This is a genomic window from Rhodoferax ferrireducens T118 (assembly GCF_000013605.1).
GTDB lineage: Bacteria > Pseudomonadota > Gammaproteobacteria > Burkholderiales > Burkholderiaceae_C > Rhodoferax > Rhodoferax ferrireducens.
On record NC_007908.1, the window covers coordinates 1,081,276 to 1,103,125 of the forward strand.

19 protein-coding genes and 1 pseudogene are annotated in these 21,850 nt (G+C 57.9%); 3 read left to right on the forward strand and 17 right to left on the reverse strand.

Features of this window, described 5'->3' with window-relative positions:
* Positions 1 to 13 precede the first annotated feature (13 nt).
* Positions 14 to 1,240, forward strand: coding sequence for an MFS transporter (locus tag RFER_RS05110; protein WP_011463286.1), 1,227 nt, complete (start codon positions 14 to 16; stop codon positions 1,238 to 1,240).
* Positions 1,241 to 2,255: 1,015 nt separating this feature from the next.
* Here RFER_RS05110 and RFER_RS23325 read toward each other — a convergent pair.
* Positions 2,256 to 2,633, reverse strand: a pseudogene (locus RFER_RS23325) (transposase); the annotation flags it as partial.
* Here RFER_RS23325 and RFER_RS25080 point away from each other — a divergent pair.
* Positions 2,580 to 2,822, forward strand: coding sequence for a hypothetical protein (locus tag RFER_RS25080; RefSeq protein WP_425057097.1), 243 nt, complete (start codon positions 2,580 to 2,582; stop codon positions 2,820 to 2,822). The pseudogene RFER_RS23325 and the gene RFER_RS25080 overlap by 54 nt on opposite strands.
* 18 nt (positions 2,823 to 2,840) lie before the next feature.
* Here the strand turns inward: RFER_RS25080 and RFER_RS05125 are convergent, their stop codons facing one another.
* The 8 genes from RFER_RS05125 to RFER_RS05160 all read right to left on the reverse strand — a co-directional run bounded on the left by RFER_RS05125 (position 2,841) and on the right by RFER_RS05160 (position 10,691).
* A complete protein-coding gene (locus tag RFER_RS05125) occupies positions 2,841 to 4,283 on the reverse strand; it encodes an aldehyde dehydrogenase family protein (RefSeq protein WP_011463336.1) in 1,443 nt (480 codons plus the stop codon).
* A 26-nt stretch (positions 4,284 to 4,309) separates the two neighbouring features.
* Positions 4,310 to 5,239: a dihydrodipicolinate synthase family protein gene (locus tag RFER_RS05130; RefSeq protein WP_011463337.1), complete on the reverse strand. Its 930-nt coding sequence runs from the start codon at positions 5,237 to 5,239 to the stop codon at positions 4,310 to 4,312.
* Between the two features lie 66 nt (positions 5,240 to 5,305).
* A complete protein-coding gene (locus tag RFER_RS05135; RefSeq protein ID WP_011463338.1) occupies positions 5,306 to 6,835 on the reverse strand; it encodes a UxaA family hydrolase in 1,530 nt (509 codons plus the stop codon).
* Between the two features lie 56 nt (positions 6,836 to 6,891).
* Complete coding sequence (locus RFER_RS05140) at positions 6,892 to 7,770, reverse strand: NAD(P)-dependent oxidoreductase (protein ID WP_011463339.1); 879 nt, start codon at positions 7,768 to 7,770, stop codon at positions 6,892 to 6,894.
* Between the two features lie 53 nt (positions 7,771 to 7,823).
* A complete protein-coding gene (locus RFER_RS05145) occupies positions 7,824 to 8,621 on the reverse strand; it encodes a transporter substrate-binding domain-containing protein (RefSeq protein WP_011463340.1) in 798 nt (265 codons plus the stop codon).
* A 9-nt stretch (positions 8,622 to 8,630) separates the two neighbouring features.
* Positions 8,631 to 9,368, reverse strand: a complete 738-nt coding sequence (locus tag RFER_RS05150) for an amino acid ABC transporter ATP-binding protein (RefSeq protein ID WP_041790198.1) — start codon at positions 9,366 to 9,368, stop codon at positions 8,631 to 8,633.
* The gene (locus tag RFER_RS05155) at positions 9,352 to 9,996 is read right to left on the reverse strand and encodes an amino acid ABC transporter permease (protein ID WP_011463342.1); all 645 of its coding nucleotides are present in this window, start codon (positions 9,994 to 9,996) and stop codon (positions 9,352 to 9,354) included. The genes RFER_RS05150 and RFER_RS05155 overlap by 17 nt, the downstream gene beginning before the upstream one ends.
* 11 nt (positions 9,997 to 10,007) lie before the next feature.
* The gene (locus tag RFER_RS05160; protein WP_011463343.1) at positions 10,008 to 10,691 is read right to left on the reverse strand and encodes an amino acid ABC transporter permease; all 684 of its coding nucleotides are present in this window, start codon (positions 10,689 to 10,691) and stop codon (positions 10,008 to 10,010) included.
* A 246-nt stretch (positions 10,692 to 10,937) separates the two neighbouring features.
* Between RFER_RS05160 and RFER_RS05165 the strand changes: the two genes are divergently transcribed.
* The gene (locus RFER_RS05165; RefSeq protein WP_011463344.1) at positions 10,938 to 11,963 is read left to right on the forward strand and encodes a GntR family transcriptional regulator; all 1,026 of its coding nucleotides are present in this window, start codon (positions 10,938 to 10,940) and stop codon (positions 11,961 to 11,963) included.
* A gap of 697 nt (positions 11,964 to 12,660) precedes the next feature.
* On the opposite strand, the gene pcaF is transcribed toward RFER_RS05165, so the two are convergent.
* The 8 genes from pcaF to RFER_RS05205 are packed head-to-tail and all read right to left on the reverse strand — an operon-like array spanning position 12,661 to position 21,849.
* On the reverse strand, positions 12,661 to 13,863 hold the full coding sequence (gene pcaF, locus RFER_RS05170) for a 3-oxoadipyl-CoA thiolase (RefSeq protein ID WP_011463345.1): 1,203 nt from the start codon (positions 13,861 to 13,863) through the stop codon (positions 12,661 to 12,663).
* Positions 13,864 to 13,884: 21 nt separating this feature from the next.
* On the reverse strand, positions 13,885 to 14,526 hold the full coding sequence (locus RFER_RS05175) for a 3-oxoacid CoA-transferase subunit B (protein WP_011463346.1): 642 nt from the start codon (positions 14,524 to 14,526) through the stop codon (positions 13,885 to 13,887).
* Position 14,527: 1 nt separating this feature from the next.
* Positions 14,528 to 15,229 (reverse strand): 3-oxoacid CoA-transferase subunit A, encoded by a 702-nt coding sequence (locus tag RFER_RS05180; protein WP_011463347.1) that lies wholly within the window; start codon positions 15,227 to 15,229, stop codon positions 14,528 to 14,530.
* A gap of 32 nt (positions 15,230 to 15,261) precedes the next feature.
* On the reverse strand, positions 15,262 to 16,143 hold the full coding sequence (locus tag RFER_RS05185) for a D-amino acid aminotransferase (RefSeq protein ID WP_011463348.1): 882 nt from the start codon (positions 16,141 to 16,143) through the stop codon (positions 15,262 to 15,264).
* A 26-nt stretch (positions 16,144 to 16,169) separates the two neighbouring features.
* Positions 16,170 to 16,853 (reverse strand): aspartate/glutamate racemase family protein, encoded by a 684-nt coding sequence (locus tag RFER_RS05190; RefSeq protein WP_011463349.1) that lies wholly within the window; start codon positions 16,851 to 16,853, stop codon positions 16,170 to 16,172.
* A 3-nt stretch (positions 16,854 to 16,856) separates the two neighbouring features.
* On the reverse strand, positions 16,857 to 19,454 hold the full coding sequence (locus RFER_RS05195; protein ID WP_011463350.1) for a TRAP transporter permease: 2,598 nt from the start codon (positions 19,452 to 19,454) through the stop codon (positions 16,857 to 16,859).
* Between the two features lie 49 nt (positions 19,455 to 19,503).
* Positions 19,504 to 20,478 carry a TAXI family TRAP transporter solute-binding subunit gene (locus RFER_RS05200; protein ID WP_011463351.1) on the reverse strand — a complete coding sequence of 325 codons (975 nt, stop codon included), beginning with the start codon at positions 20,476 to 20,478 and terminating at the stop codon, positions 19,504 to 19,506.
* 30 nt (positions 20,479 to 20,508) lie between these two features.
* Complete coding sequence (locus RFER_RS05205; protein WP_011463352.1) at positions 20,509 to 21,849, reverse strand: aspartate aminotransferase family protein; 1,341 nt, start codon at positions 21,847 to 21,849, stop codon at positions 20,509 to 20,511.
* Position 21,850 lies beyond the last annotated feature (1 nt).

Below are 21,850 nucleotides of genomic sequence, written 5' to 3' on the forward strand. Positions count from 1 at the left end.
GTTAAGCTAACCCATGTCCAGAAGAAGCGTCCGCAGGTTATTTGCCCACCGTCAATTCATGCGCTTTTGGTTCGCCAGACTTGCCGGCGTGAGCGCCAATCAAATGCTCATGGTGGGGGTGGCCTGGCACATGTATGACATCACCTCCAGTGCCTGGGATCTCGGTTTGGTGGGATTGTTTCAGTTTGTACCCGCCCTTGTTCTGATGCTGCCTGCAGGGCACACTGCCGACCGATTTCATCGAGGTCGCATCTTTGCGGCCTGCATGGGCATTCAGGCGGTGGTGGCGTTGGTGCTGATCTTCGCCACCCAGTTCCACTTTGCCTCACGCGAGTTGATTCTTGGCATTTCGGTGTTGTTGGGGGTGGCTCGTGCCTTCCAGATGCCAGCACAACAGGCATTGACCCCTCAGCTTGTGCCGCAGGACATGCTGCAAAGTGCGGTAGCTTTGAGCTCCAGCGGCATGCAAGTGGCCATCATTGGTGGACCAGCACTTGGCGGCATGCTGTACACGACAGGGGCCACAACCGTCTATGTCACTTGCGCTCTCCTGCTCCTGGTGTCTGCCATGCTGGCCTTGCTGGTGCGCTACCAGCACCAGCAAGCCCATCTGGCCGCCACCTGGCAGACTGTTCTCGCTGGATTCACCTTTGTCTGGCACCGCAAGGTCTTGCTGGGCGCAACTTCCCTGGACTTGTTTGCGGTGCTGCTCGGTGGTGCCACGGCCTTGCTGCCGATTTATGCACGGGACATCCTGCATACCGGGCCAATCGGGCTAGGGGTACTGCGATCTGCTCCTGCGGTGGGTGCACTGATGATGTCGCTGGCGATCATGCGCTGGCCGCTGACCAGACACGTGGGTCGCCGGCTGTTGGCGGCCGTTGCCATTTTTGGCGTGGCCACCATTGTCTTTGGTCTTTCCAGCCATTTTGGGCTGTCGCTGGTGGCACTGGCGATTGCCGGGGCCGCCGACAGCATCAGCGTGGTGACGCGATCAACCCTGGTTCAGTTGGAAACACCCAACGAGATGCGGGGCCGGGTGTCGGCGGTCAACTCGATGTTCATTGGTGCCTCCAACCAGTTGGGGGAATTCGAGTCGGGAGCCACTGCAGCCCTGTTTGGCGCGGTGGGCTCTGTGGTCATTGGAGGCGTCGGTACGGTATTGATCGCTGCGGGATGGTTCAGGCTGTTTCCGGCGCTGGCAAGGCGGGACCGGATGGGGCCGACGGTTGCGGCATAAACCAGTCCAAGATTTACGCCGTACCCCCACCTGGTCAATTTGGCACTGGCCGCAACAGACTGCATCATCCGATGCAATGGATCGGTTTTCTCTGCGCGACGGGTTCCTGTGTTCATAAAAGCGGGCTCTCGCCCGCTGATCGCGCAAGCAAAGCGTTCCTGGACAAGACTCCGGACGAGACGTGGATGCAGAAAGTAGGCACGATCTATCAGTTCAACTACCAATTAGTCGTCACGGACGGATGACCGCAGATGGCCGAGACCCGCCAAACGCCGCAGTTTCCTGAGCTACCATCGCTTTTCGGTCAATCGGATTGCTAGCCCACACCCTTGTTTACGACTTTAAAAATCGTGTCCAAATCCAGCAAGCCGAAAACCGCATGGAAGCTAGCCCAATGCTTACACGCTTACTTGCGAGGAACACTTCGACGGACTTTATTTGTTCCAGTTATTCTGAGCAATTAAAGTCGTAAACAGGCACCCAACATCCATGCGGGTTTGCGGCGTGGCAAATTGACAACACGTCGATTTAAAGTCGTAAACAGCTTTACACCATTTGGCACAACGATTGGGTTTTGTGGCGGCTGGACTTGGCAATTTTAACGCTTCGGCTGCCGTAAACCGGTCCGTCATCGCTGGCTCTAATGTGCCTATTGCCGACGATGACTTTCTTGAAATTCCTGCCCTATACCAGCCATTGGACCCAACAAGTGATGCTCACCGGATTGACGGCGGAGTTCCATAAAGCTGCCCTTCAATCCAACTCGACAGATTCACATTGCCGACATTGGCGGCGAAAAAGCCTGCGGCAAGTGTGCAGCGGAACCGGTCGGTCGCGACGAAGCCTGGGATTGCGATGATTTCCCGTAACCGGTCATTGCCGTCGCGGGTCCAATTTCATCATTTTCCCGGCCTCAAAACTCGGAACCAGTCATTCGAGGGTGACGATCAGTTTTCGGCGATGTCCGTCGGCAACGCAGCGTAAAGAGTCACTCACGACAGACCGCTTTCCGGCTGCCCACCGATGCTCCCAGTGTAGAGCGCGGTAGTGCGACACCCGCACGATCAAAGATGGCATCCTGGCGGTAAAGCGTTAGATGATCGATAAACTTGGCCACCAGCACCTGGGTCAGCAAACCGGTGATGGGGATGTACTTGTCGATGATGTGCGCATCCACCGAGGCCTGGATCAGGGTTTGGCACTTTGCACACGCCCATTTGCTGCGCACATGGCGCTCGACACTGAAGACGCCAGGCTGGTAGTCCAGCTTCTCGGCGACATCTTCACCGTTGCGTTTCATCTGACAGCCGCAACTGCAGGTAGTGGCGTTGGGTTCGTGGTGGATCTAGATTCCTGGCAGGTTGGCTGGCAATGGCTGGCGTTTGGGTTGACCCTTGACCCGTACAGGCTTATCGTCCGAGGTGAGCTGTTCGATCTCGTCGCTCACCGCTTGCATGTCCTCATCAAGCGTTTCGTCGAGCAGGCTTCTTTGCTCGGCGCTGAAGCGCTTGCTTTGCGCGGCAAACTTCGGGCGCTTGAGATAATGCCGTTACCGGAAAATGGGGAGTCCCTCCGTATTTGACTTATCCGTCGGTGATTTTTAGCAGGAAATATAGGTTGTTCTCACCGTAGTGAAGAACTCCTGCGCATAACGGCCCTGCTCACGCGAGCCGTAGCTCGAGCCCTTGCGGCCGCCAAAGGGCACGTGGTAGTCGACACCGGCGGTCGGCAGGTTCACCATCACCATGCCGGCCTGGCTGTGGCGCTTGAAGTGGCTCGCGTATTTGAGCGAGGTGGTGGCAATGCCGCTTGAGAGGCCATAGGGTGTGTTGTTGGCCTCTCGCAGTGCTTCCTCGTAACCCTTGACCCGGATGATGCTGGCCACCGGGCCGAACACTTCCTCCCGGTTGATGCGCATGGCCGCCGTGGTGTCGGTCAGAAGCGCAGGCGCCAGGTAGAAGCCCTCGGCGCTGAGCTTCAGGCGTTCGCCACCGGCCACCAGCAAGCCGCCTTCGGCCTTGCCGATCTCCACGTAGCTCAGGTCTTGCTCTAGTTGGGCTCGGGAAGACACCGGTCCAATGTCGATGCCGGCGCCCAGGGCGTCACCGATCTTGAGGCCCGCCATGCGTTGTTTCATGGCTCCAAGGAACTTGGGGTAAATGCCGTCGGTGACGATGAGCCGGCTCGCTGCCGTGCAGCGCTGGCCGGTCGAGAAGAACGCGCTTTGCACGCTGAGCTCGACCGCCTGCGCCAGGTCAGCGTCGTCCAGGATGACCTGCGGGTTCTTGCCCCCCATCTCCAGCTGCACCTTCTTGAGGTTGGCGGCGCATTGCTGGGCAATGCGATTGCCCACGCCCTGCGAGCCGGTGAAGCTGATGGCGTTGATGCCGGGGTGGTTGACCAAGGGGTCTCCGATGACGCTGCCGCGGCCCATCACGAGGTTGAACACGCCCGCCGGGATGCCGCTGCGGCTGATGATCTCGGCCAGGGCCCAGGCACAGCCGGGCACCAGGTCCGCCGGTTTGAGCACCACGCAGTTGCCATAGGCCAGCGCCGGGGCGGTCTTCCAGGCCGGAATGGCGATAGGGAAGTTCCAGGGGGTGATCAGGCCGATCACGCCCACCGGTTCGCGGGTGATCTCGACGCTGACGCCGGAGCGTACCGAGGGCACGATTTCACCGCTCAGGCGCAGGCATTCACCGGCGAAGAACTTGAAGATATTGCCGGCACGGCTGACCTCGCCAATACCTTCGGGCAAGGTCTTGCCTTCTTCACGGGCCAGCAGGGTGCCGAGTTCTTCACGCCGGGCCAGGATCTCGGTGCCGATCTTGTCCAGCGCATCGGCTCTGGCCTGGATGTTGCCGGTGGACCAGGCGGGGAGGGCGGCTTGGGCTGCCTTGACCGCTGCATCGAGTTGCGCTGCATCGGCCTGGGTGTAGTCACCGATGACGTCGGCAATATTGGACGGATTGATGTTGGGGGCGTAGTGGGCACCCACGACCCATTGGCCGTTGATCAGGTTGTCGTGTTTTTGAATTGCCATGGCCGTGTGCTCTCGTTCTTGTGGATTTATTTGCCCCAGCGCAGCACCATCGGATTCAGGCGCTGTGCGGTCTCGATCAGGCCCGCGCGAACCGCGGGGTGCATGGAGGGCCAGGGATGGCGCGGTGCTTCGCAGGCAATGACGCCGCCTTCCTTCATCAGCGCCTTGGCGCTCAGGATGCCGCCCTGGCGGTTTTCATAGTTGATCAGGGGCAGCCATTGCTGGTAATGGGCGATGGCTTCTTCACGCCGACCGGCGCAATAGGCGTCCACAATCAGGCGAATGCCGTCGGGGTAAGCGCCGCCGGTCATCGCCCCGGTCGCGCCCGCGTCCAGATCGGGTAGCAGGGTGATGGCTTCTTCGCCATCCCATGGGCCCTCGATGGCAGCCCCGCCCAGGCGGATCAGTTCGCGCAGCTTGGAGGCGGCACCGGCGGTTTCGATCTTGAAATAGGCCACCTGCTTGATCTCCGTGGCCATGCGGGCCAGAAAGGCGGCCGACAGAACAGTGCCACTGGCGGGCGCGTCCTGGATCATGATGGGAATGTCAATCGCATCCGACAGCCCGGCATAAAACTCGTAAATTCTCTCTTCGGAGACGCGAAAGGTGGCGCCGTGGTAGGGCGGCATCACCATCACCATGGCAGCGCCCAAATCCTCGGCGCGCCGGCTGCGCTGAGCGCAGACCTGGGTGCTGAAGTGGGTGGTGGTCACAATCACCGGCACCCGACCGGCCACATGCTCCAGCATGGTTCGGGTCAGCACGTCTCGCTCGTCATCCGAGAGCAAAAACTGCTCCGAGAAGTTGGCCAGCAGGCACAGGCCGTTGGAGCCGGCATCGATCATGAAATCGACGCAACGTCTTTGGCTGGCAAGGTCAAGTTCGCCGGTTTCAGTGAATGTGGTGGGCACCACGGGAAAGACGCCCTGGAAGCGGGCTTGGGGTAAAGGGCTCATAAAGGGGACTAAAGTGGTGTTGACGATGGGGCGCTGGCGAGTTACACACGGAAGCGCGCGGGGTCATTAGGTGATGACGCTTAACTGCCAGGGAACGAATTCGTTTTGGCCATAACCGTGCAATTCGCTGCGCGACTGCCTTCCGGATGCGGTTTCCAGCATCATCTGGAAGAAGCGCTGTCCCAATTCGGCAATCGTGGCGCTGCCGTCAAGCACATCGCCACAGTTAATATCCATATCATCGGCCTGGCGCTGCCATAGAGCAGTGTTGGTGGCCAACTTCAGTGACGGCGTGGGCGCGCAGCCATACGCCGAGCCGCGGCCGGTGGTAAAGCAGATGAGGTTGGCACCTCCTGCCACCTGGCCGGTCGCAGAGATCGGGTCATAGCCCGGCGTGTCCATAAACACCAGGCCCTGGGCGCGCACTGGCTGGGCGTATTCATACACCTCTACCAGGTTGGTGGATCCGCCCTTGGCAATGCCACCGAGCGATTTTTCCAACACAGTGGTCAACCCGCCGGCCTTGTTGCCCGAAGAGGGGTTGTTGTCCATAGACGCACCATTGCGTTTACAGTGGTCTTCCCACCAGCGAATACGCTGCACCAGCTTCTCACCCACAGCCGGGGTCACTGCTCGGCGTGTTAACAAATGCTCGGCGCCATATATCTCCGGAGTCTCGGAAAGAATGGCCGTGCCGCCCTGGCGCACCAGCAGGTCCACCGCAGCCCCCAGCACCGGATTGGCTGAAATGCCGGAATAGCCATCGGATCCACCGCATTGCAGGCCGACCACAAGATGACTGGCTGAGACTGTCTGGCGCTGCACCGCATTCGCAGCCGGCAGCATTTCTTGGATGCGGTCAATGCCGTGTTGAATGGTTTTGACCGTGCCGCCTGTGTCCTGAATGGTGAAGGTATGTAGCCTCACGTTTTCCTTGAGACCCTGGGTAGCCAGCAAGTCGGAGATCTGGTTGGTCTCACATCCCAAGCCGATAATAAGCACGCTTGCAAAGTTGGCATGGCAGGCGTACCCCCCCAATGTGCGCTGCAATACGGCCAGCCCTTCCCCTTGCGGATCAATCGCGCAACCTACGCCGTGTGTGAGTGCGACCACGCCGTCCACGTTCGGATAGGCAGCCAGGGCCTCGGGATGGATGTCGCGCCGAAAGTGGTCTGCAATAGCACGGGCTACAGTGGCCGAGCAGTTCACCGAGGTCAGAATGCCGATGTAGTTGCGGGTGGCAACGCGGCCATCGCCCCGCACAATGCCCTGGAAGAATGCCGCTTCGGTTGCTGGCACGGTGTCCACTGATTCCTTGCCGTAAGCGTAGTCTCGGTTGAAGTCACCAATGGATAGATTGTGTACATGCACATGCTGCCCGGCCATAATGGGGCGACTGGCAAATCCAATGATTTGTCCATAGCGTCGCACCGCTTCGCCCTCTGCAATATTCCGGGTAGCCATTTTGTGACCGGCCGGAATGAGCCCTTGGACAGTGACAGATTCCTGAGCAATCAATGTTCCCGAAATCAGTTGATTGCGCGCAATCACCACATCGTCATTGATGTGCAATCGAATGGCTGCTGGTGCGTTCATAGAGAACTCCACTTAACTGGGCTAAGCTCGGCCTGTAGCACGGCGAGATGCATCATCTAAACAGCCTTCACCAAGTTAGGCAGGTAGCTGTCACCCAAATCCTGGTCAACAGCGTTAACGAGCACATCAAGCAGGCTGGACGAAAGCGAATTCTTGGCCTCCGTTGCGCCCAGCATATTGTTGAAATAGCCAATGTCCTTGTAGGCGTTATTGATCGAGAATTTCATGCCGGCATAGTTCTCCCTGAGGATTTCCGCCACCGTCGCCTGCAGAAGTCCACCTTGAAGCGGGCCTTTGCTCATCAAGTCATACATAGCTTGGCGTGATACGCCAACCTGATCACAAGCTCGTAGCGCTTCAGTAAGCAATGCGGCGGTACCAACCACTGCAAAGTTATTAATCAACTTGAGCTTTTGCGCCGAAATCACCTCTCCCACATGAATGATGTTCTCGCAAAAGGCCTGAAGCACCGGACGGATATGCTCCAGCAACTGCGGGGTTGCACCTACCATCACGTTGAGCTTCCCCGCCTCAGCTTCTGCAGGTGTGCGCCCCAGAGGGGCATCCACGAATAGAGCACCTGCCTCCAGCAACGCCGCATTGATGATGGCGCTGGAACTGGGCTGGCTAGTGGAACAATCAATCACAATTTGCCCTGGACGGATGGATTGGAGAATCCCCTGGTCACGGTTCATCAATGACTCAACTTGCGGAGATCCGGTCACGCAGAGCATGACCACATCAGAGGCATCAACCAGTTCAGCCACACTTTTAGATTCGTTGGCACCCAGACTCACCAGGCTATCCACGGGTGCACGGTTAACGTTCCCCATAACGGTTAATGCAAATCCATTTTTAAGGAGATTGCGCCCGATCCCATGACCCATCAACCCTAAGCCAATCAAGCCAATCCGTAAGGACGTGTTACTTTGCATTCTGTGGTTCCGTTTGTGAATAGTGTCTAGGTGCTCAAAGCCTCAGTAATGTCTTACTTGGGCATGAATTGGCTCATGTCAGGCAAGGGGAATCCCACGGCCTCTTTGTACGAATTGCTCAGGCGACCGTTCTTCAGGTTAGCCATCACCCACTGATTGGTCCAGTTCAGTAGTGACGTGTCTTCCTTACGAATGCCAATGCCGTGGGGAAGAATGCCAATGGAGAGCTTCGACTCTACCTGCTTCTCGGGGCTTTGCTTGGCAATGTTGGGTAGCAGCTCCTTCGAGCCGCCCAGTGCATCTACTTGTCCCGACAACAGGGCCACTACGTTGGACGCATCGTCATCGAAGCGTACCGGTATCATGCCTTCGGGGGCGATGGGCTTGAGCAGGTTTTCCTGGAGATTGCCGCGGACCAGGCCAATACGTTTGCCTGCGAGGTCCTGCAACTTGGTGATTTGGACTGATTTGGGCGCCAGAATCACTGACTCCGAAACACTGTAGGGAACGCTGAAGTCAATCACTTTCTTGCGTTCTGGCGTGATACTGAACGAGGAGATGACCATGTCCACCTTGCCGGTCAGGAGATAAGGGACACGGTTGGGTCCGGTCAGTTGAACAATTTCCAATTCCACGCCCAGATCTTTGGCCAGCATCTTCGCCGCAGACACATCAGACCCCATAGGTTTCATTGCAGCGTCCATGCTGCCAAAGGGTGCAAAGGTCAGATCGATGCCGACGAGTACCTTATTTCTCTGCTTGATGTTGGCCAAGGTGTCGGCCTGCACAGATGTGCATATGGCTACCAGGGCAATTGCCAATGCGGAAATGATTTTTTTTGATTGAATCATGATGTCTCCTTACTTGATTTCGCTGTTAATGAATCGGTTCAGTTCTTCGGTTTTCGGATGGGCAAACAGCTCCTTGGGGGAGCCGATTTCCCAGACCTTGCCAGCGTGCATGAACACCAACACGTCGGCCACCTTTTTTGCAAATGCCATCTCATGGGTTACTAAAGTCATCGTCATGCCTTCGCGGGCCAGGTTTTCCATGGTGCGCAGCACCTCGCCGGTCAACTCGGGATCCAGGGCCGAGGTGACTTCGTCAAACAGAATCAGCTCTGGCATCATGGCCAGCGACCGGGCAATGGCAACCCGCTGTTGTTGACCGCCGGACAACATTTCGGGATAAGCCTCCAGCTTTTCCGCCATACCGACCTGCTGCAGCACCTTCGAGGCAATGGCATTAGCTTCGGCAAGAGACATTTTTTTGATATTGGTCAGCGCAAGAGTCACGTTGCGCTTGACTGTCAGATGTGGGAATAGGTTGTAGCCTTGAAACACAATCCCCACGCGCTGGCGCAAACGCAGCAAGTCCTTACTTGCCAGTCCGTTCAATTCGGTTTCGCAGACCCGGATAGATCCAGAATCTATTTTTTCCAGACCATTTAGACAGCGCAACAGAGTGCTTTTGCCGGAACCGCTACGCCCGATGATGGCAACCACCTGCCCACGCTCAATCTCAAGAGATACGCCATTGAGCACATGGTTTTGGCCGAAGCGCTTGTGGACGTTCTCCACATTAACGATGTGCGACATTCAGAGACCTTTCTAGCTTTTTGCTCAATAGAGATAGCGGGAAGCACAGTCCAAAGTAAAACAGTGCAACCAGCAAAAATACGGAAAACGGTTTGAACGTGGTGTTATTGAGAATTTGTCCTGCTCGTGCCAGTTCGATAAACCCTACAGTTGATGCCAACGAAGTGTTCTTCACCAGCTGCACCAGAAATCCCACGGTGGGCGGTGTAGCTATCCGAAAGGCCTGCGGAATAATGACCAGACGCAACTGCTGGTATCGGTTAAAGCCCAGGCTGCCGGAGGCTTCCCATTGGGGTTTTGGAACTGTCTGAATGCATCCACGCCAAATCTCACCCAAGTAGGCCGCGCTATAAAGCGAGAACGCAACCACGACAGTGACAAATGGACTGGGGTTAAAGCCGGCAATACTGAAGCCGAAATAGGCAATGAACAGCAGGACAAGTAGAGGGATGCCTTGAATCGTCTGGATGTACACAACAGAAAGGTATCGCAAGACACTATTGGGTGAGACCCTGAACAACGCAATGCAGAAGCCCAGAATACTGCCACCGATCAGCGCCATAAGCGTTAGACCCACTGTCCACAAAGCAGCCACGCCCAGATATTGAATTTGTATGCCTGAAATCATGCTGTCTCCACTTAAGAAGAAGGACCAAGCACCCGCGTGCTGGTAAAGCACAGCTTTCCGACGACCCAAAAGATCATGCGGAAGACAAATGAGAGAGCCAGATAAATCGCCCCCACCAACAGATAAACCTCAAAGCTGCGGAACGTCTCCGACTGCACGATGTTTGCGACACCGGTTAATTCTTCGGCCGAGATTTGCGAGGTGATGCTGGTGGACAGCATGAGCAACACAAATTGACTGGTCAGCGCCGGATACACCTTTTCGATTGCGGGCAACAACATCACATGCCAGTAAATGGCGGGCCAGCCCATGCCTAGGGACTCTGCCGCCTCGATCTGACCCTTGTGGGTGGCATCCAGCCCGGCCCGCATGATTTCGCAGGTGTATGCGCCGGCATTCAGGGTCAGCGCGAGTGCTGCACAAAATTCTGCACTCAAACGAATACCCAGGGTGGAAAGTCCAAAAAACACCAAAAAAGCCTGGACGAGAAACGGTGTGTTGCGGATTGCCTCCACGTAGACCGAGACGATGCCATTGAGTACCGGCAACTTTTGGTGCCGCACGATAGCGGACAGGGTCCCTAGCACAAAGCCAAAGACGATGCCCGCCGCAGACAGTTCAGCGGTGTACTTTAGGCCGCTTAGCAGTCGAGGCCATGCAGCAAGTACATCCGAAAATTCAAATACGTAAGTCATGCAGGCATCTCGGTGAAGTTGCACGGCCTGAAATGGAAGTTGCTGTTGCTCATGGTGGCGTTGTGTTTGTCTGTCTCTGCTATTTTTTTAAATTATGTGACTAGTGATGGCAATAGTCAATAAGTATTTGTACTTTGTCAACATTAGACGAAAAAGCGAAAATCCACTACATTTCATCCCTCTGCAGGCGCATGCATCCAAAATTCACTGGGCGCAACACCGCAAGCACTCCAAATAGGACAGGGCATGAAGTCAACACCAAGCGCAACAACTGAGTTCTCGAGCGCCAGACCGGACACCACTACTCGCGCAGCCCCTATTTATGCGCTCATCACCGATAGGCTGCGTAAGGCCATTCAAGCAGCACTGATAGCGCCCGGCACCGTGCTTCTCGAAGGCCATGTCGCGGAAATTCTGGGTTCAACTCGCACACCGGTGCGTCAGGCTCTGCAGGATTTGGAGTCTGAGGGATTGGTTAGCCGCTTTGAGGGGCGTGGCGTCATCGTTGGTGGTGCGGAGACTGAGCCCCGCCGTGTGACGCTGACTGCCGTAATGCTTGGAATGAATACATCCGACGAACCAGTGCGAAAAACCCATGGCTGGGAGTCCATTTACGAAGAGGTAGAGCGCGACGTTGTCAATCTGTCGGTGTTTGGCAACTACCGTGTGAGCGAACTTGAAATGGCACGCAATTTCAAAGTGGGGAGAATGGTAGCGCATGATGTGCTGATGCGCCTGGAGCGCGTTGGACTGGTGGAAAAGGACGAGCGCTCCCGCTGGGTGGTACGGCCTCTGGATGCTGAACGCATCAAGCACCTGTATGAATTGCGCTGGCTACTAGAGCCTGCTGCCCTGCGTAGCGCCATCGACAGCGTCACGTCAGATGAGACCGCTGCCATGATGAGCGAACTGCGCGCAGCCATGCGTGCCTATCCTGCGATCAGCCGCACAGAGCTTGACAAGCTGGAGGATGACTTCCATGTGAAGCTTTTGTCAAAATGCAGCAACGAGGAGTTGCTGCAAGGCTTAACTCGAACTCGCTGTCTGCTGACGCTGAGCAAACACGTGCTAGGTGTGTCGGCTCCCATGCCCAAACGCGACCCCTTTATGTCCGAGCATCTGGCCGTATTGAAGGCGGTGGCAGGCGGCAATATAACCAATGCACAAGACCTGTTGCGTAAGCACCTGGAAGGCTCTTGCTCCAAAGTCTCCCTCCGGGCTCTGCATGTACGAAACAACCTGCCGATTCCCAAGCTGCCCTATATTTCCTAGGCCATGTTGATGCCTCCTTGCCCACAGGCAAGGAAATGAGACAGCTGAACGCTCTGGGCATGAACAGCCGTCAGTTTGCGAACCGAGCTTGACGACAATTCAATGGCTGCTTTCGGGCGACCAATTCGGCCGCGTGAAGGACAGCAATGTGTCTTAAAGAGTCACGAGCCTGGGTGTCGGGCAGTTTTTCGGGCAGCCGACAGGTCAAGACACATTGCCGCCGGTCACGCCAGTCAGCTACCGTGTTGCCCAATTCATTGCCCGTCAGAAGCCGTTCCCAGTGGACTTTTTGGTGCCCATTGCTGACAGCCACCATCTTGAAGACCTGACGTTCGCGGTTTCGACCAGATAGGCCAGACCAGACATTCAATCTGCGTCATTAACTGCTCCATTTGGCGGTCAGCAACGCGGCGTTACGGGTATTGACCAGAGGCTGCTTTCTGGCTTTGCGTGTAACAGATCCGTGGTCTTTGCTTCATTTGCAACACTCCTTCTGCTTACGCAGTGTTTAGTGTGTTGCATTGACCGGTTGAATCCAAGCCCCAGAACGGTCACTGATGACCGGACCGGACATTCAAGAAGAAGCCTTTTGATAGGCAGTATTTTTTGCACGTAAACGACGTGTTGCTGATCCGATTCATCGCGACTTAACTTGTGCGCGGTCAACTCGACGGAGCTCTGAATAGCGGCCCTTCCCCTACACCCTCTCCAGGATGATCGAGATACCCTGCCCCACGCCAATGCACATGGTGCATAGCGCGTAGCGACCACCTGTGGCATGCAGGCGGTTGATGGCCGTGATGGCGAGCCGAGCACCCGAGGCACCCAACGGGTGCCCCAGCGCGATGGCACCGCCCCAGGCGTTGACTCGCGGATCGTCGTCTTGCAGCCCCAGCAGACGCAGCACAGCCAAACCTTGTGCGGCAAATGCTTCGTTGAGCTCGATGACGTCCAACTGTTCGAGCGTCAGGCCAGTCAGGGTCAATACTTTTTGCGTGGCCGGCGCCGGGCCTATGCCCATGATGCGTGGCGCCACACCGGCGCTGGCCATGCCGACCACGCGGGCTTTTGGGACTAGGCCGTTCTTGGTAGCAGTAGCTTCGTCAGCCAGCAGCAGCGCGCAGGCCCCGTCGTTGACTCCGCTGGAATTGCCGGCCGTGACTGTGCCATCCGGGCGCACGATGGGCTTGAGTTTTCCCAGCGTTTCGAGGCTGGTTTCACGCGGGTGCTCATCTTGGTCCACGATGAGGGCGTCACCCTTCTTCTGCATAATCGTCACTGGTGTGATTTCGTGTGTCAGGTGACCGGCCTTTTGCGCAGCTACCGCTTTCATCTGGCTAGCCAAGGCCATCCTGTCCTGTGCCTCGCGCTCGATCTTGAACTCTGTCGCCACGTTCTCGGCAGTTTCTGGCATTGAGTCCACTCCGTACTGCGCTTTCATCAACTTGTTGATGAAGCGCCAGCCGATCGTGGTGTCATAGACAGCATTGGCGCGGCCAAATGCCGCATCCATCTTGGGCATGACAAAAGGCGCGCGGCTCATGCTTTCGACGCCGCCCGCAATCATCAGCGTTGCTTCTCCCGCTTTGATGGCACGCGCTGCCGTGCCTACCGCATCGAGGCCCGAGCCGCATAGACGATTGATGGTGGCACCCGGCACTTCAAAGGGCAAACCCGCCAGCAGGGAAGCCATGTGGGCGATATTGCGGTTATCTTCGCCGGCTTGATTGGCGCATCCGTAGAGCACATCGGTGACGGCGGCCCAGTCCACGTTGTGGTTGCGCGCCATCAGCGCCCGCAAGGGAATCGCGCCAAGATCGTCGGTGCGTACGCTGGAGAGCGCGCCGCCGTAGCGGCCGAAAGGGGTGCGGATGGCGTCGCAGATGAAAGCCTGGTTCATGGTGTGTCCTTGTCTTGTTGATCAGTTGCGGATCGGTAGGCCCACCAGCTTTTCCAGTTCGGCGTGTGCCAATCCTTCGACTTTGTCAATCAGCTTCAGACCCTGCGCCGTGCATGCCAGCGTGGCCAGGTCAGAGTAGATGCGCTTGACACAGCCGATGCCCGTGAGCGGATAGGTGCAAGCCTGTACCAACTTGCTCTCTCCCTGTTTGGTCAGCAGATCCATCATCACCCAGGTCTGCTTGGCTCCAACGGCCAGATCCATGGCACCGCCCACGGCGGGAATGGCGTCTTTTTCCCCCGTGTGCCAGTTGGCCAGGTCGCCCGTGGCTGAAACCTGAAAGGCACCCAACACGCAGATGTCCACATGGCCGCCACGCATCATGGCAAAGCTGTCGGCGTGGTGGAAGAACGAGCCTCCCTTGAGCAGCGTCACCGGTTGCTTGCCGGCGTTGATCAGGTCGTAATCCTCCTCGCCCGCAGCGGGCGCTGGCCCCATGCCCAAAATGCCATTTTCGCTGTGCAGCAGGACCTCGCGGCTGGCCGGGATGTGGTTGGCCACTAATGTGGGCATGCCAATGCCGAGGTTAACGACCGCGCCCTCATCAATGTCCTGCGCCACGCGCGCGGCGAGCTGGTCTTTGGTCCGCTTTTGGTATGTCATGTCACGCCGCTTTCCTGAGCCCGCCGGACTGTGTGGCCTGGCGCTCTATCTTGACAATCTGGTGGACAAAGATACCGGGGGTCACAATGTGTTCGGGATTGAGTTCGCCTAAGTCGGAGATTTCGTGCACCGTCGCTACCGTTTTTTTGCACGCGGTGGCCATGACCGGCCCAAAATTGCGTGCGGCCATCCGGTACATCAGGTTGCCCCAGCGGTCGCCCCGTTCGGCTTTGATCAGCGCCAGATCACCATGGATGGGATGCTCCAGCACGTAGTTTTTGCCATTGATTTCGCGGCATTCTTTGCCCTTGGCCAACTCGGTGCCAAAACCGGTAGGCGTGAAGAAGCCGCCAATGCCCGCGCCAGCCGCGCGGATGCGCTCGGCCAGATTGCCTTGTGACACCAGCTCCAGTTCCAGTTTTCCCGTGCGATAGAGTCCGTCGAACACATAGCTGTCGGCCTGGCGCGGAAAGGAGCAAATGATTTTGCGGACCCGCCCAGCCTTAAGCAAGGCAGCCAACCCGGTGTCGCCGTTGCCAGCGTTGTTGTTCACCACGGTGAGGTCTTTTGACCCCTGCGCGATCAGGCCGTCGATGAGTTCATTGGGAATGCCAGAGGTACCGAAGCCGCCTATCATGACGGTCGAGCCATCCTTGACGCCTGCCAGCGCATCAGCCACCGAGGCTGCTATTTTGTTGATCATCTAAAGCGATTGTGGTTGCGATGGCGGCTTTATCACGCTTGTTCTTTGGCCTTCTGGTAACCCGCATACAGCTGCGCATAAACGGGGCCTGGACGACCGGCACCCACGGGCCGACCGTCCAGGGTGGTCACCGCCAGCACCTCTTTGGTAGCCGAGGACAGGAGCAATTCGTCGGCAGTCACTACCTCGTCGCGGCTGACGCGGCGCAACTCAAAATCAATGCCCTTGCTGCGGCAGATTTCCTCAAGCAAGCGATAGCGAATGCCTTCCAGCACCAGATTGTCTTTGGGTGTGCCCAGCACTTTGCCATCCTTGATGACCCAGACGTTGCTGGCGGCAGCCTCGCTCAAGAAACCGTCGCGAAACATGATGGTTTCCACTGCGCCCGCATCAAAACTGATCTGGCGGGCAAGAACAGAGCCCAACAAGCTGGTGCTCTTGATGTGGGCCTTTTCCCAGCGAAAGTCGTCTGCGGTGACGCAGACCACGCCCTGGCTGCGTTGTGCATCGGTGGGCAAATTCATCTTGTTGGCCATGACAAACACGGTGGGAGTGATGTCGGTGGGCATGACGTGGTCGCGCATGGCCACGCCGCGGGTGATTTGAATGTAGACCAGCTGGTTGATGTTTTCGGCCTTGGCCCCGGTGTAGGCGGCGTAGGAGCTGACGAGCTTGAGAGCAACTTCAGCCCACTGGGCCTGTGTCATAGGGTTGGCAATACGGACTTCAGTTAGGCTGCGGTCGAGTCGCGCCATGTGCTGCTCAAAGCGGAACAAGCGTCCGCCGTAGACCGGCACGACTTCATACACGCCGTCGCCAAAAATGAAGCCACGGTCCATGACGCTGATTTTGGCGTCAGGGAGCTCCGTGAACTCACCGTTGAGGTAGCTGGGCAGGGGGGGCAATGCGTTCATAAATAATTCCAATCTAGGGTCAATAGTCAAGGCCTGAGAGCGACTCCGTCCACGCGGCGTTTCAACTCGGCCACGGCACTGTCTACCGTGGTCAGCACCGGCAAACCGGTGCGCCTTTCCACCAGCGACTTCGCTCGCGCCATGCTGAACTGGGCCAGTGCAATCACCTCGCAGCCACGGGCCGCCAAGCTGACGGCAGCCGCTACGATCAGCTGATCGTGCAGTTCGCCGTTGCCGTCGTTCAAGGCCGCCAGAGCACCCTCGGCGAGCCGGCAATCGAGCGGGACAACACGCGGGAATTCCGGCGGCATCGACTCTAGGGTCGGGGTAAAAGTGGCAACCAGCCCCACGCGCCGGCCCAGCGCAGCAGCATCCTTGATCATCGCTTCGTTGGGTTTGAGCACCGGCACCGTTGGATGCAGCTGCGCAACCTCTTCGATGCAGGGTCCGAAGGCCGAACAAGTGAACAGGATCGCATCACTGCCACAGTCCAGCGCGTAGTGGGCAAGGCATTGAAAGCGCTCTTGCATGGCGGCATCGAGTCCGCGCCCGCTGGCCGCCAAGTCTGCGGACAGGCTGTCGTCGAGCAAGTTCATGCGAGTGGCAGCGGGCCAGTCCCGGACCATGGCCTCATTGATCGGTTGGACCGACTGTGCGAGCGCATGGATCAGCGCAATACGTGGGCGCCTCGACGCCACCGTGGTGTTCATCCTTTACGGCGCCGCGTTGCGACCCCGCGCGACGGGCAGCTCGGGACGCATGCGCTGGGCGGCATAGACCGCCGCCAAGAGCAGCAGTGCAGGCAGATATAACCATCGCTTGTCCATGCGATCGTAGGGCACCTCCACACCGCTGACCTGGAATCCCTGCTCGAAGCCCGCCTTGTCCGCGCTACTTTTCAGGTTGACGGACATGATCTCAACTCCCGAGGGGGTGGTCATCACGGTCATGCCGGAATTCCTGATGCGCTGGACGCCGTCGCCTTCGGCACTCAAGGGCAGGAGAACCGTCTTGTGGATCGACTTTCCTTCCAGGGACGTCCCCTCGATACGCACCCGAAGTCCCACCCCAGGGGTACCGGCGCCGGCCAGCTCGACGAGTCGGGTCCCAGCTTCAACACGGTATTTGGGTGTCATCAGGTCAAGCCAGAAGTCGGGACGCAGCAACGAAAAAGTCACCAGCAAAAGCACAGCTGACTCGTACCAGCGGTTGCGCCTGATGAACCAGCCTTGCGTGGCAGCGGCAAAAACGAGCATCGCAATAATCGCCGTGGACACCGTCAACGCCAGGCTCCACCAGGAGCGAATGCCGATCAGCAGCAGCTCGGTGTTGAAGATGAACATGAAGGGCAGGATGCCGGTGCGGATGCTGTAGAAGAACGCCGTGATCCCGGTCTTGATCGGATCCGCCTTGGCAATGGCGGCGGCCGCGAACGAGGCCAGCCCGACCGGCGGGGTGACGTCGGCCATCAAACCGAAATAGAAGACAAACATGTGCGCCGCCACCAGGGGAACGACCAAGCCGGTCTGCGAGCCAAGCTCCACGATGACCGGTGCCATCAGGGTCGAGACAATGATGTAACTCGCGGTGGTTGGCATGCCCATGCCGAGGATCAGGCAGACCACCGCCACCAGTGCCAGCATGCCGATCAAGCTGCCGGCAGAAACGATTTCAACCAGATCGGTCATCACCAGACCCAGGCCCGTCACCGAGACCGTTCCAACGATGATGCCGGCGCAGGCCGTGGCGATGCCGATGCCGATCATGTTGCGCGCGCCCAGCTCCAGTCCTTCCACCAGGTCTTTCCAGCCGTCCTTCACTCGGGACAGAGGATTGGGCTGGCCCCGAAAATAAGCGAGCAAGGACTTTTGCGTCAACAGGATCACGACCAGCGAGATCGATGCGTAAAACGCCGACAGGCCAGGCGACAGTTCTTCGACCAGCAGCGACCAGATCAGCAACACAACCGGCAGCAGATAGTGCAGTCCCGCCAGAATGGTTTCCTTGACCGGTGGCAGAACCAGCATGGCGGTGTTGGGGTCATCAATGGTCAGATCGGGTTCTTTCGAGACCTGTCGCACGATGGCGATGTAGGCCGCGACGATCGCAGGAACGATAAGCCAGATCGCAGCGCTGCCCATTAGGGTCCTGAGCCAACCCAATCCGTAATACACGACGTTGGCCAGAAGGATGACGCTGCAGACGGTGAGCCCGAAACCCACCAGCCGGCCCGTGGTCGTCGAGCCCTTGTTGCGCGGCAAGCCCTGGATGCCCATCTTGAGCGCTTCCAGGTGCGCGATATAAAACAGAGCAATGTAGGAGATCGCGGCGGGTAGGATCGCATTTCTGACAATCTCGGAGTAGGGCACGCCGACGTATTCGGCCATCAGGAAGGCGGCTGCGCCCATGACCGGCGGCATGATCTGGCCATCCACGCCAGCGGCGGTTTCGATAGCGCCGGCTTTGTGCGCTGGATATCCAACCCGTTTCATCAGCGGAATGGTGAAGGTGCCACAGGTCACCACGTTGGCGACCGAGGAGCCCGAGATCATGCCCATCAGTCCCGACGACACGACGGCAGCTTTGGCCGGGCCGCCCCGCATGTGCCCGAGCAGCGCGTACGCGATCTTGATGAAATAGCTTCCGGCACCGGCCTTTTCCAGCAGGCCACCGAAAAGAACGAACAGAAAGATGTAGCTTGACGAGACCCCGAGCGCGACGCCGAACACACCTTCGGTCGACAGCCAGTAGTGCGAGACCGCCTTGGACAGTGAAACCCCTTTGTGGGCCACGGCATCGGGCATATAGGGGCCGGCAAACGCGAAGGCCAGCATCAAGGCGGCAATGACGGCCATCGGCGGGCCGACGACGCGCCGGGTCGCTTCAAGCAGCAGCAGGACGCCGGCCACCGCCACCACCATGTCGACCAGCGTTGGCTGGCCGGGACGGGTGGAAAGTTCGCGGTAAAAGAGAAAAATATAGGCGGCGCAGAAGGCGGCCAGCGCCGCCAGGACCCAATCTACCGAAGGGACCAACGCACGCGACGAACGCTTGCCAAACGGATAGGCCAGAAAGGCCAGGAATAAGGCCAGCGACAGATGCAGCGCCCGCATCTCGGTGTCGTTGAGAACAAAAAATCGCAATGCAAACGGCAGCGGCGATGCGTACCAGAGCTGTAGCACCGACCATCCGATGCAGACGGCAAACATGAGAACCTTGACAGCCCCAACTGGCTTTCGGCCTCCCAGATCAGCCTCTTGCACAAGTTGTTGCAGGTCTACGGGTGGATGAGTTGAGGTTGGTGCAGTCATGGGGTTTTCAGAGGTAGTGCTTACGAGGAAGAATGAAGGCTTGCGCTATTTACTTGATCCAGCCCTTTTCGCGGTAGTAACGTGCTGCACCTTCATGCAGTGGTGCGGTCAGGCCGTCCACCACCATGTGTTTGGGGTCGAGATGTGCAAAAGCGGGGTGCAGCTTCTTGAATTCGTCGAAGTTGTCAAAAACCGCCTTGGTAATGGCGTACACCGTGTCGGCCGGAACCTTGGCCGAGGTGATCATTGTTGCCAGCACGCCATAGGTCTTGGTCGGCTGCGGGTTGTTGGCATACATGCCGCCGGGAATCGTGGCAAAGGCAAAGTACGAGTTCTTCTTGACCAGGGCGTCAACGGCCGGGCCGGTGATAGGCACCAGTTTGGCAGCGCAGGCAGTGGTCGGGTCTTGAATATTGGCGGAAGGGTGTCCCACACCGAAGAAGAAGCCATCAATCTTGTTGTCGCACAGGGCTGCGCCGTGTTCGTCCGCCTTCAATTCGGAGGCGAGCGAGAAGTCTGACAACTTCATGTTCAACGCCACCAGCAACTCATCAATCGCAGCCCGAGTTCCTGAGCCCGGATTGCCCACATTCAGGCGTTTGCCTTTGAAATCTGTGAAGTTCGAAACATTGGCTTCCTTGCGCGCCACCAAGGTGAATGGTTCGGGATGAACCGAGAACACCGAGCGCATGTCGGCAAACGGCTCCTTGAACGAGCCCGTGCCCTTGAATCCCTGGTATTGCACGTCAGACTGGGCCATTCCGAAGTCAAGCTCGCCGGCCTTGATGGTGTTGACGTTATAGGCGGAACCGCCGGTGGACTCCACCGAGCAACGCAAGTTGGTTTTGGCCCGATCCTTGTTGACCAAGCGGCAAATGGCGCCGCCTACGGCGTAGTAAACGCCGGTCACTCCACCCGTGCCCATGGTGACAAATTTCTGCTGGGCAATTGCCGGCGCAGACATCAGTGCAGCGGACATGGCCATGGTCGCGCTCAGGGCGATCGACAAATGTTTCTTACTCATTTCAGTTTCTCCAGGTTGTAAAAATAATTTTTATACCGCTGAAATCGCGGCGTCCATTGCTGAACTCAATCGGTCGATTACCAGTGTCAATTCCGTTTCACTGGCAATAAAAGGGGGAGCCAGCAAAACGTGATCGCCATACTGACCATCGACTGTGCCGCCCATCGGGTACACCATCAAGCCGCGGGCCATGGCTTCCTGTTTGATGCGGGCGTGCAGTCTGCGCGCCGGGTCAAACGGTGTTTTGAGACCTCGGTCTTGCACCAGCTCGATGCCCCAGAACAGACCGCGCCCCCGAATGTCACCCACATGGGGGTGTTCGTCCCAGGCGCTGTGCATCAAATTCTGTAAAAAATCGCCACGTGCGCGAACTTGCGCCATCAAATTGTCGCGCTCGAACACCTGTTGCACGGCCAGGGCCGCTGCACACGCCACGGCATGGCCCAGGTAGGTGTGACCATGCTGAAAAAATCCGGAACCCTCGCGCATCGCATCAACGATTCGTGCCTGCGCCAACACGGCACCAATCGGCTGGTAACCGCCACCCAGGCCTTTGGCCACGGCGAGCAAATCGGGCACTACCCCTTCCTGTTCGCACGCGTGCAGGGTGCCAGTGCGACCCATTCCACACATTACCTCATCAAGTATCAACAACACACCATAGCGGTCACAGACCTCGCGCACTGCCTTGAAATAGCCGGGTACCGGCGCCAGCACGCCAGCCGTAGCGCCACCCACGGTCTCTGCAATAAAGGCCATCACCTGGTCTGCACCCTTCGCAAGAATGGCTTGTTCCAGTTCTAGCGCTAGACGCTGACCATATTTCTCAGGGGTTTCACCGGCTTGCTGTTCGCGGTACGGGTAGCAGGGCGACACATGGGTGACCGGCATCAGAATTGGGGCAAATGGTTCTCGCCTCCACTGGTTGCCACCAATGGCCAGCGCACCCAGCGTGTTGCCGTGGTAGCTCTGTTTACGCGCGATGAAATGCTGGCGCTGTGGCTGACCGATTTCGACAAAATACTGCCGTGCCATTTTGAGAGTGGCTTCCATGGCTTCTGACCCGCCGCTAACAAAGTACACATGGCTCATGCCTTGCGGTGCGCTCTGGATCAGCTTGTCAGCTAGCCCCTCTGCCACTTCGGTGGTGAAGAAACTGGTGTGCGCATAAGCCAGCTTGTCGATTTGAGCATGCATGGCGGCCAGCACGTCCGGATGCCCATGCCCCAGGCAAGATACCGCTGCCCCGCCGGAAGCGTCAATATAAGTTTTTCCTTGCGCATCGGTCAGATAAACACCCTTGCCGCTGACCGCCGTGGGTGGCGTGCGTTGCAGATGCCGATGAAATACGTGGGTGGACACCGTAGACATA

Coding starts and splice junctions, on each gene's coding strand:
- RFER_RS05180 (WP_011463347.1), bottom strand. CDS start 15,229: ATGATCAACAAAATAGCAGCCTCGGTGGCTGATGCGCTGGCAGGCGTC.
- RFER_RS05185 (WP_011463348.1), bottom strand. CDS start 16,143: ATGAACGCATTGCCCCCCCTGCCCAGCTACCTCAACGGTGAGTTCACG.
- RFER_RS05135 (WP_011463338.1), bottom strand. CDS start 6,835: ATGAACGCACCAGCAGCCATTCGATTGCACATCAATGACGATGTGGTG.
- RFER_RS05195 (WP_011463350.1), bottom strand. CDS start 19,454: ATGACTGCACCAACCTCAACTCATCCACCCGTAGACCTGCAACAACTT.
- RFER_RS05130 (WP_011463337.1), bottom strand. CDS start 5,239: ATGAGCCCTTTACCCCAAGCCCGCTTCCAGGGCGTCTTTCCCGTGGTG.
- pcaF (WP_011463345.1), bottom strand. CDS start 13,863: ATGAACCAGGCTTTCATCTGCGACGCCATCCGCACCCCTTTCGGCCGC.
- RFER_RS05155 (WP_011463342.1), bottom strand. CDS start 9,996: ATGATTTCAGGCATACAAATTCAATATCTGGGCGTGGCTGCTTTGTGG.
- RFER_RS05200 (WP_011463351.1), bottom strand. CDS start 20,478: ATGAGTAAGAAACATTTGTCGATCGCCCTGAGCGCGACCATGGCCATG.
- RFER_RS05160 (WP_011463343.1), bottom strand. CDS start 10,691: ATGACTTACGTATTTGAATTTTCGGATGTACTTGCTGCATGGCCTCGA.
- RFER_RS05205 (WP_011463352.1), bottom strand. CDS start 21,849: ATGTCTACGGTGTCCACCCACGTATTTCATCGGCATCTGCAACGCACG.
- RFER_RS05110 (WP_011463286.1), top strand. CDS start 14: ATGTCCAGAAGAAGCGTCCGCAGGTTATTTGCCCACCGTCAATTCATG.
- RFER_RS05125 (WP_011463336.1), bottom strand. CDS start 4,283: ATGGCAATTCAAAAACACGACAACCTGATCAACGGCCAATGGGTCGTG.
- RFER_RS05145 (WP_011463340.1), bottom strand. CDS start 8,621: ATGATTCAATCAAAAAAAATCATTTCCGCATTGGCAATTGCCCTGGTA.
- RFER_RS05150 (WP_041790198.1), bottom strand. CDS start 9,368: ATGTCGCACATCGTTAATGTGGAGAACGTCCACAAGCGCTTCGGCCAA.
- RFER_RS05165 (WP_011463344.1), top strand. CDS start 10,938: ATGAAGTCAACACCAAGCGCAACAACTGAGTTCTCGAGCGCCAGACCG.
- RFER_RS05140 (WP_011463339.1), bottom strand. CDS start 7,770: ATGCAAAGTAACACGTCCTTACGGATTGGCTTGATTGGCTTAGGGTTG.
- RFER_RS05175 (WP_011463346.1), bottom strand. CDS start 14,526: ATGACATACCAAAAGCGGACCAAAGACCAGCTCGCCGCGCGCGTGGCG.
- RFER_RS05190 (WP_011463349.1), bottom strand. CDS start 16,853: ATGAACACCACGGTGGCGTCGAGGCGCCCACGTATTGCGCTGATCCAT.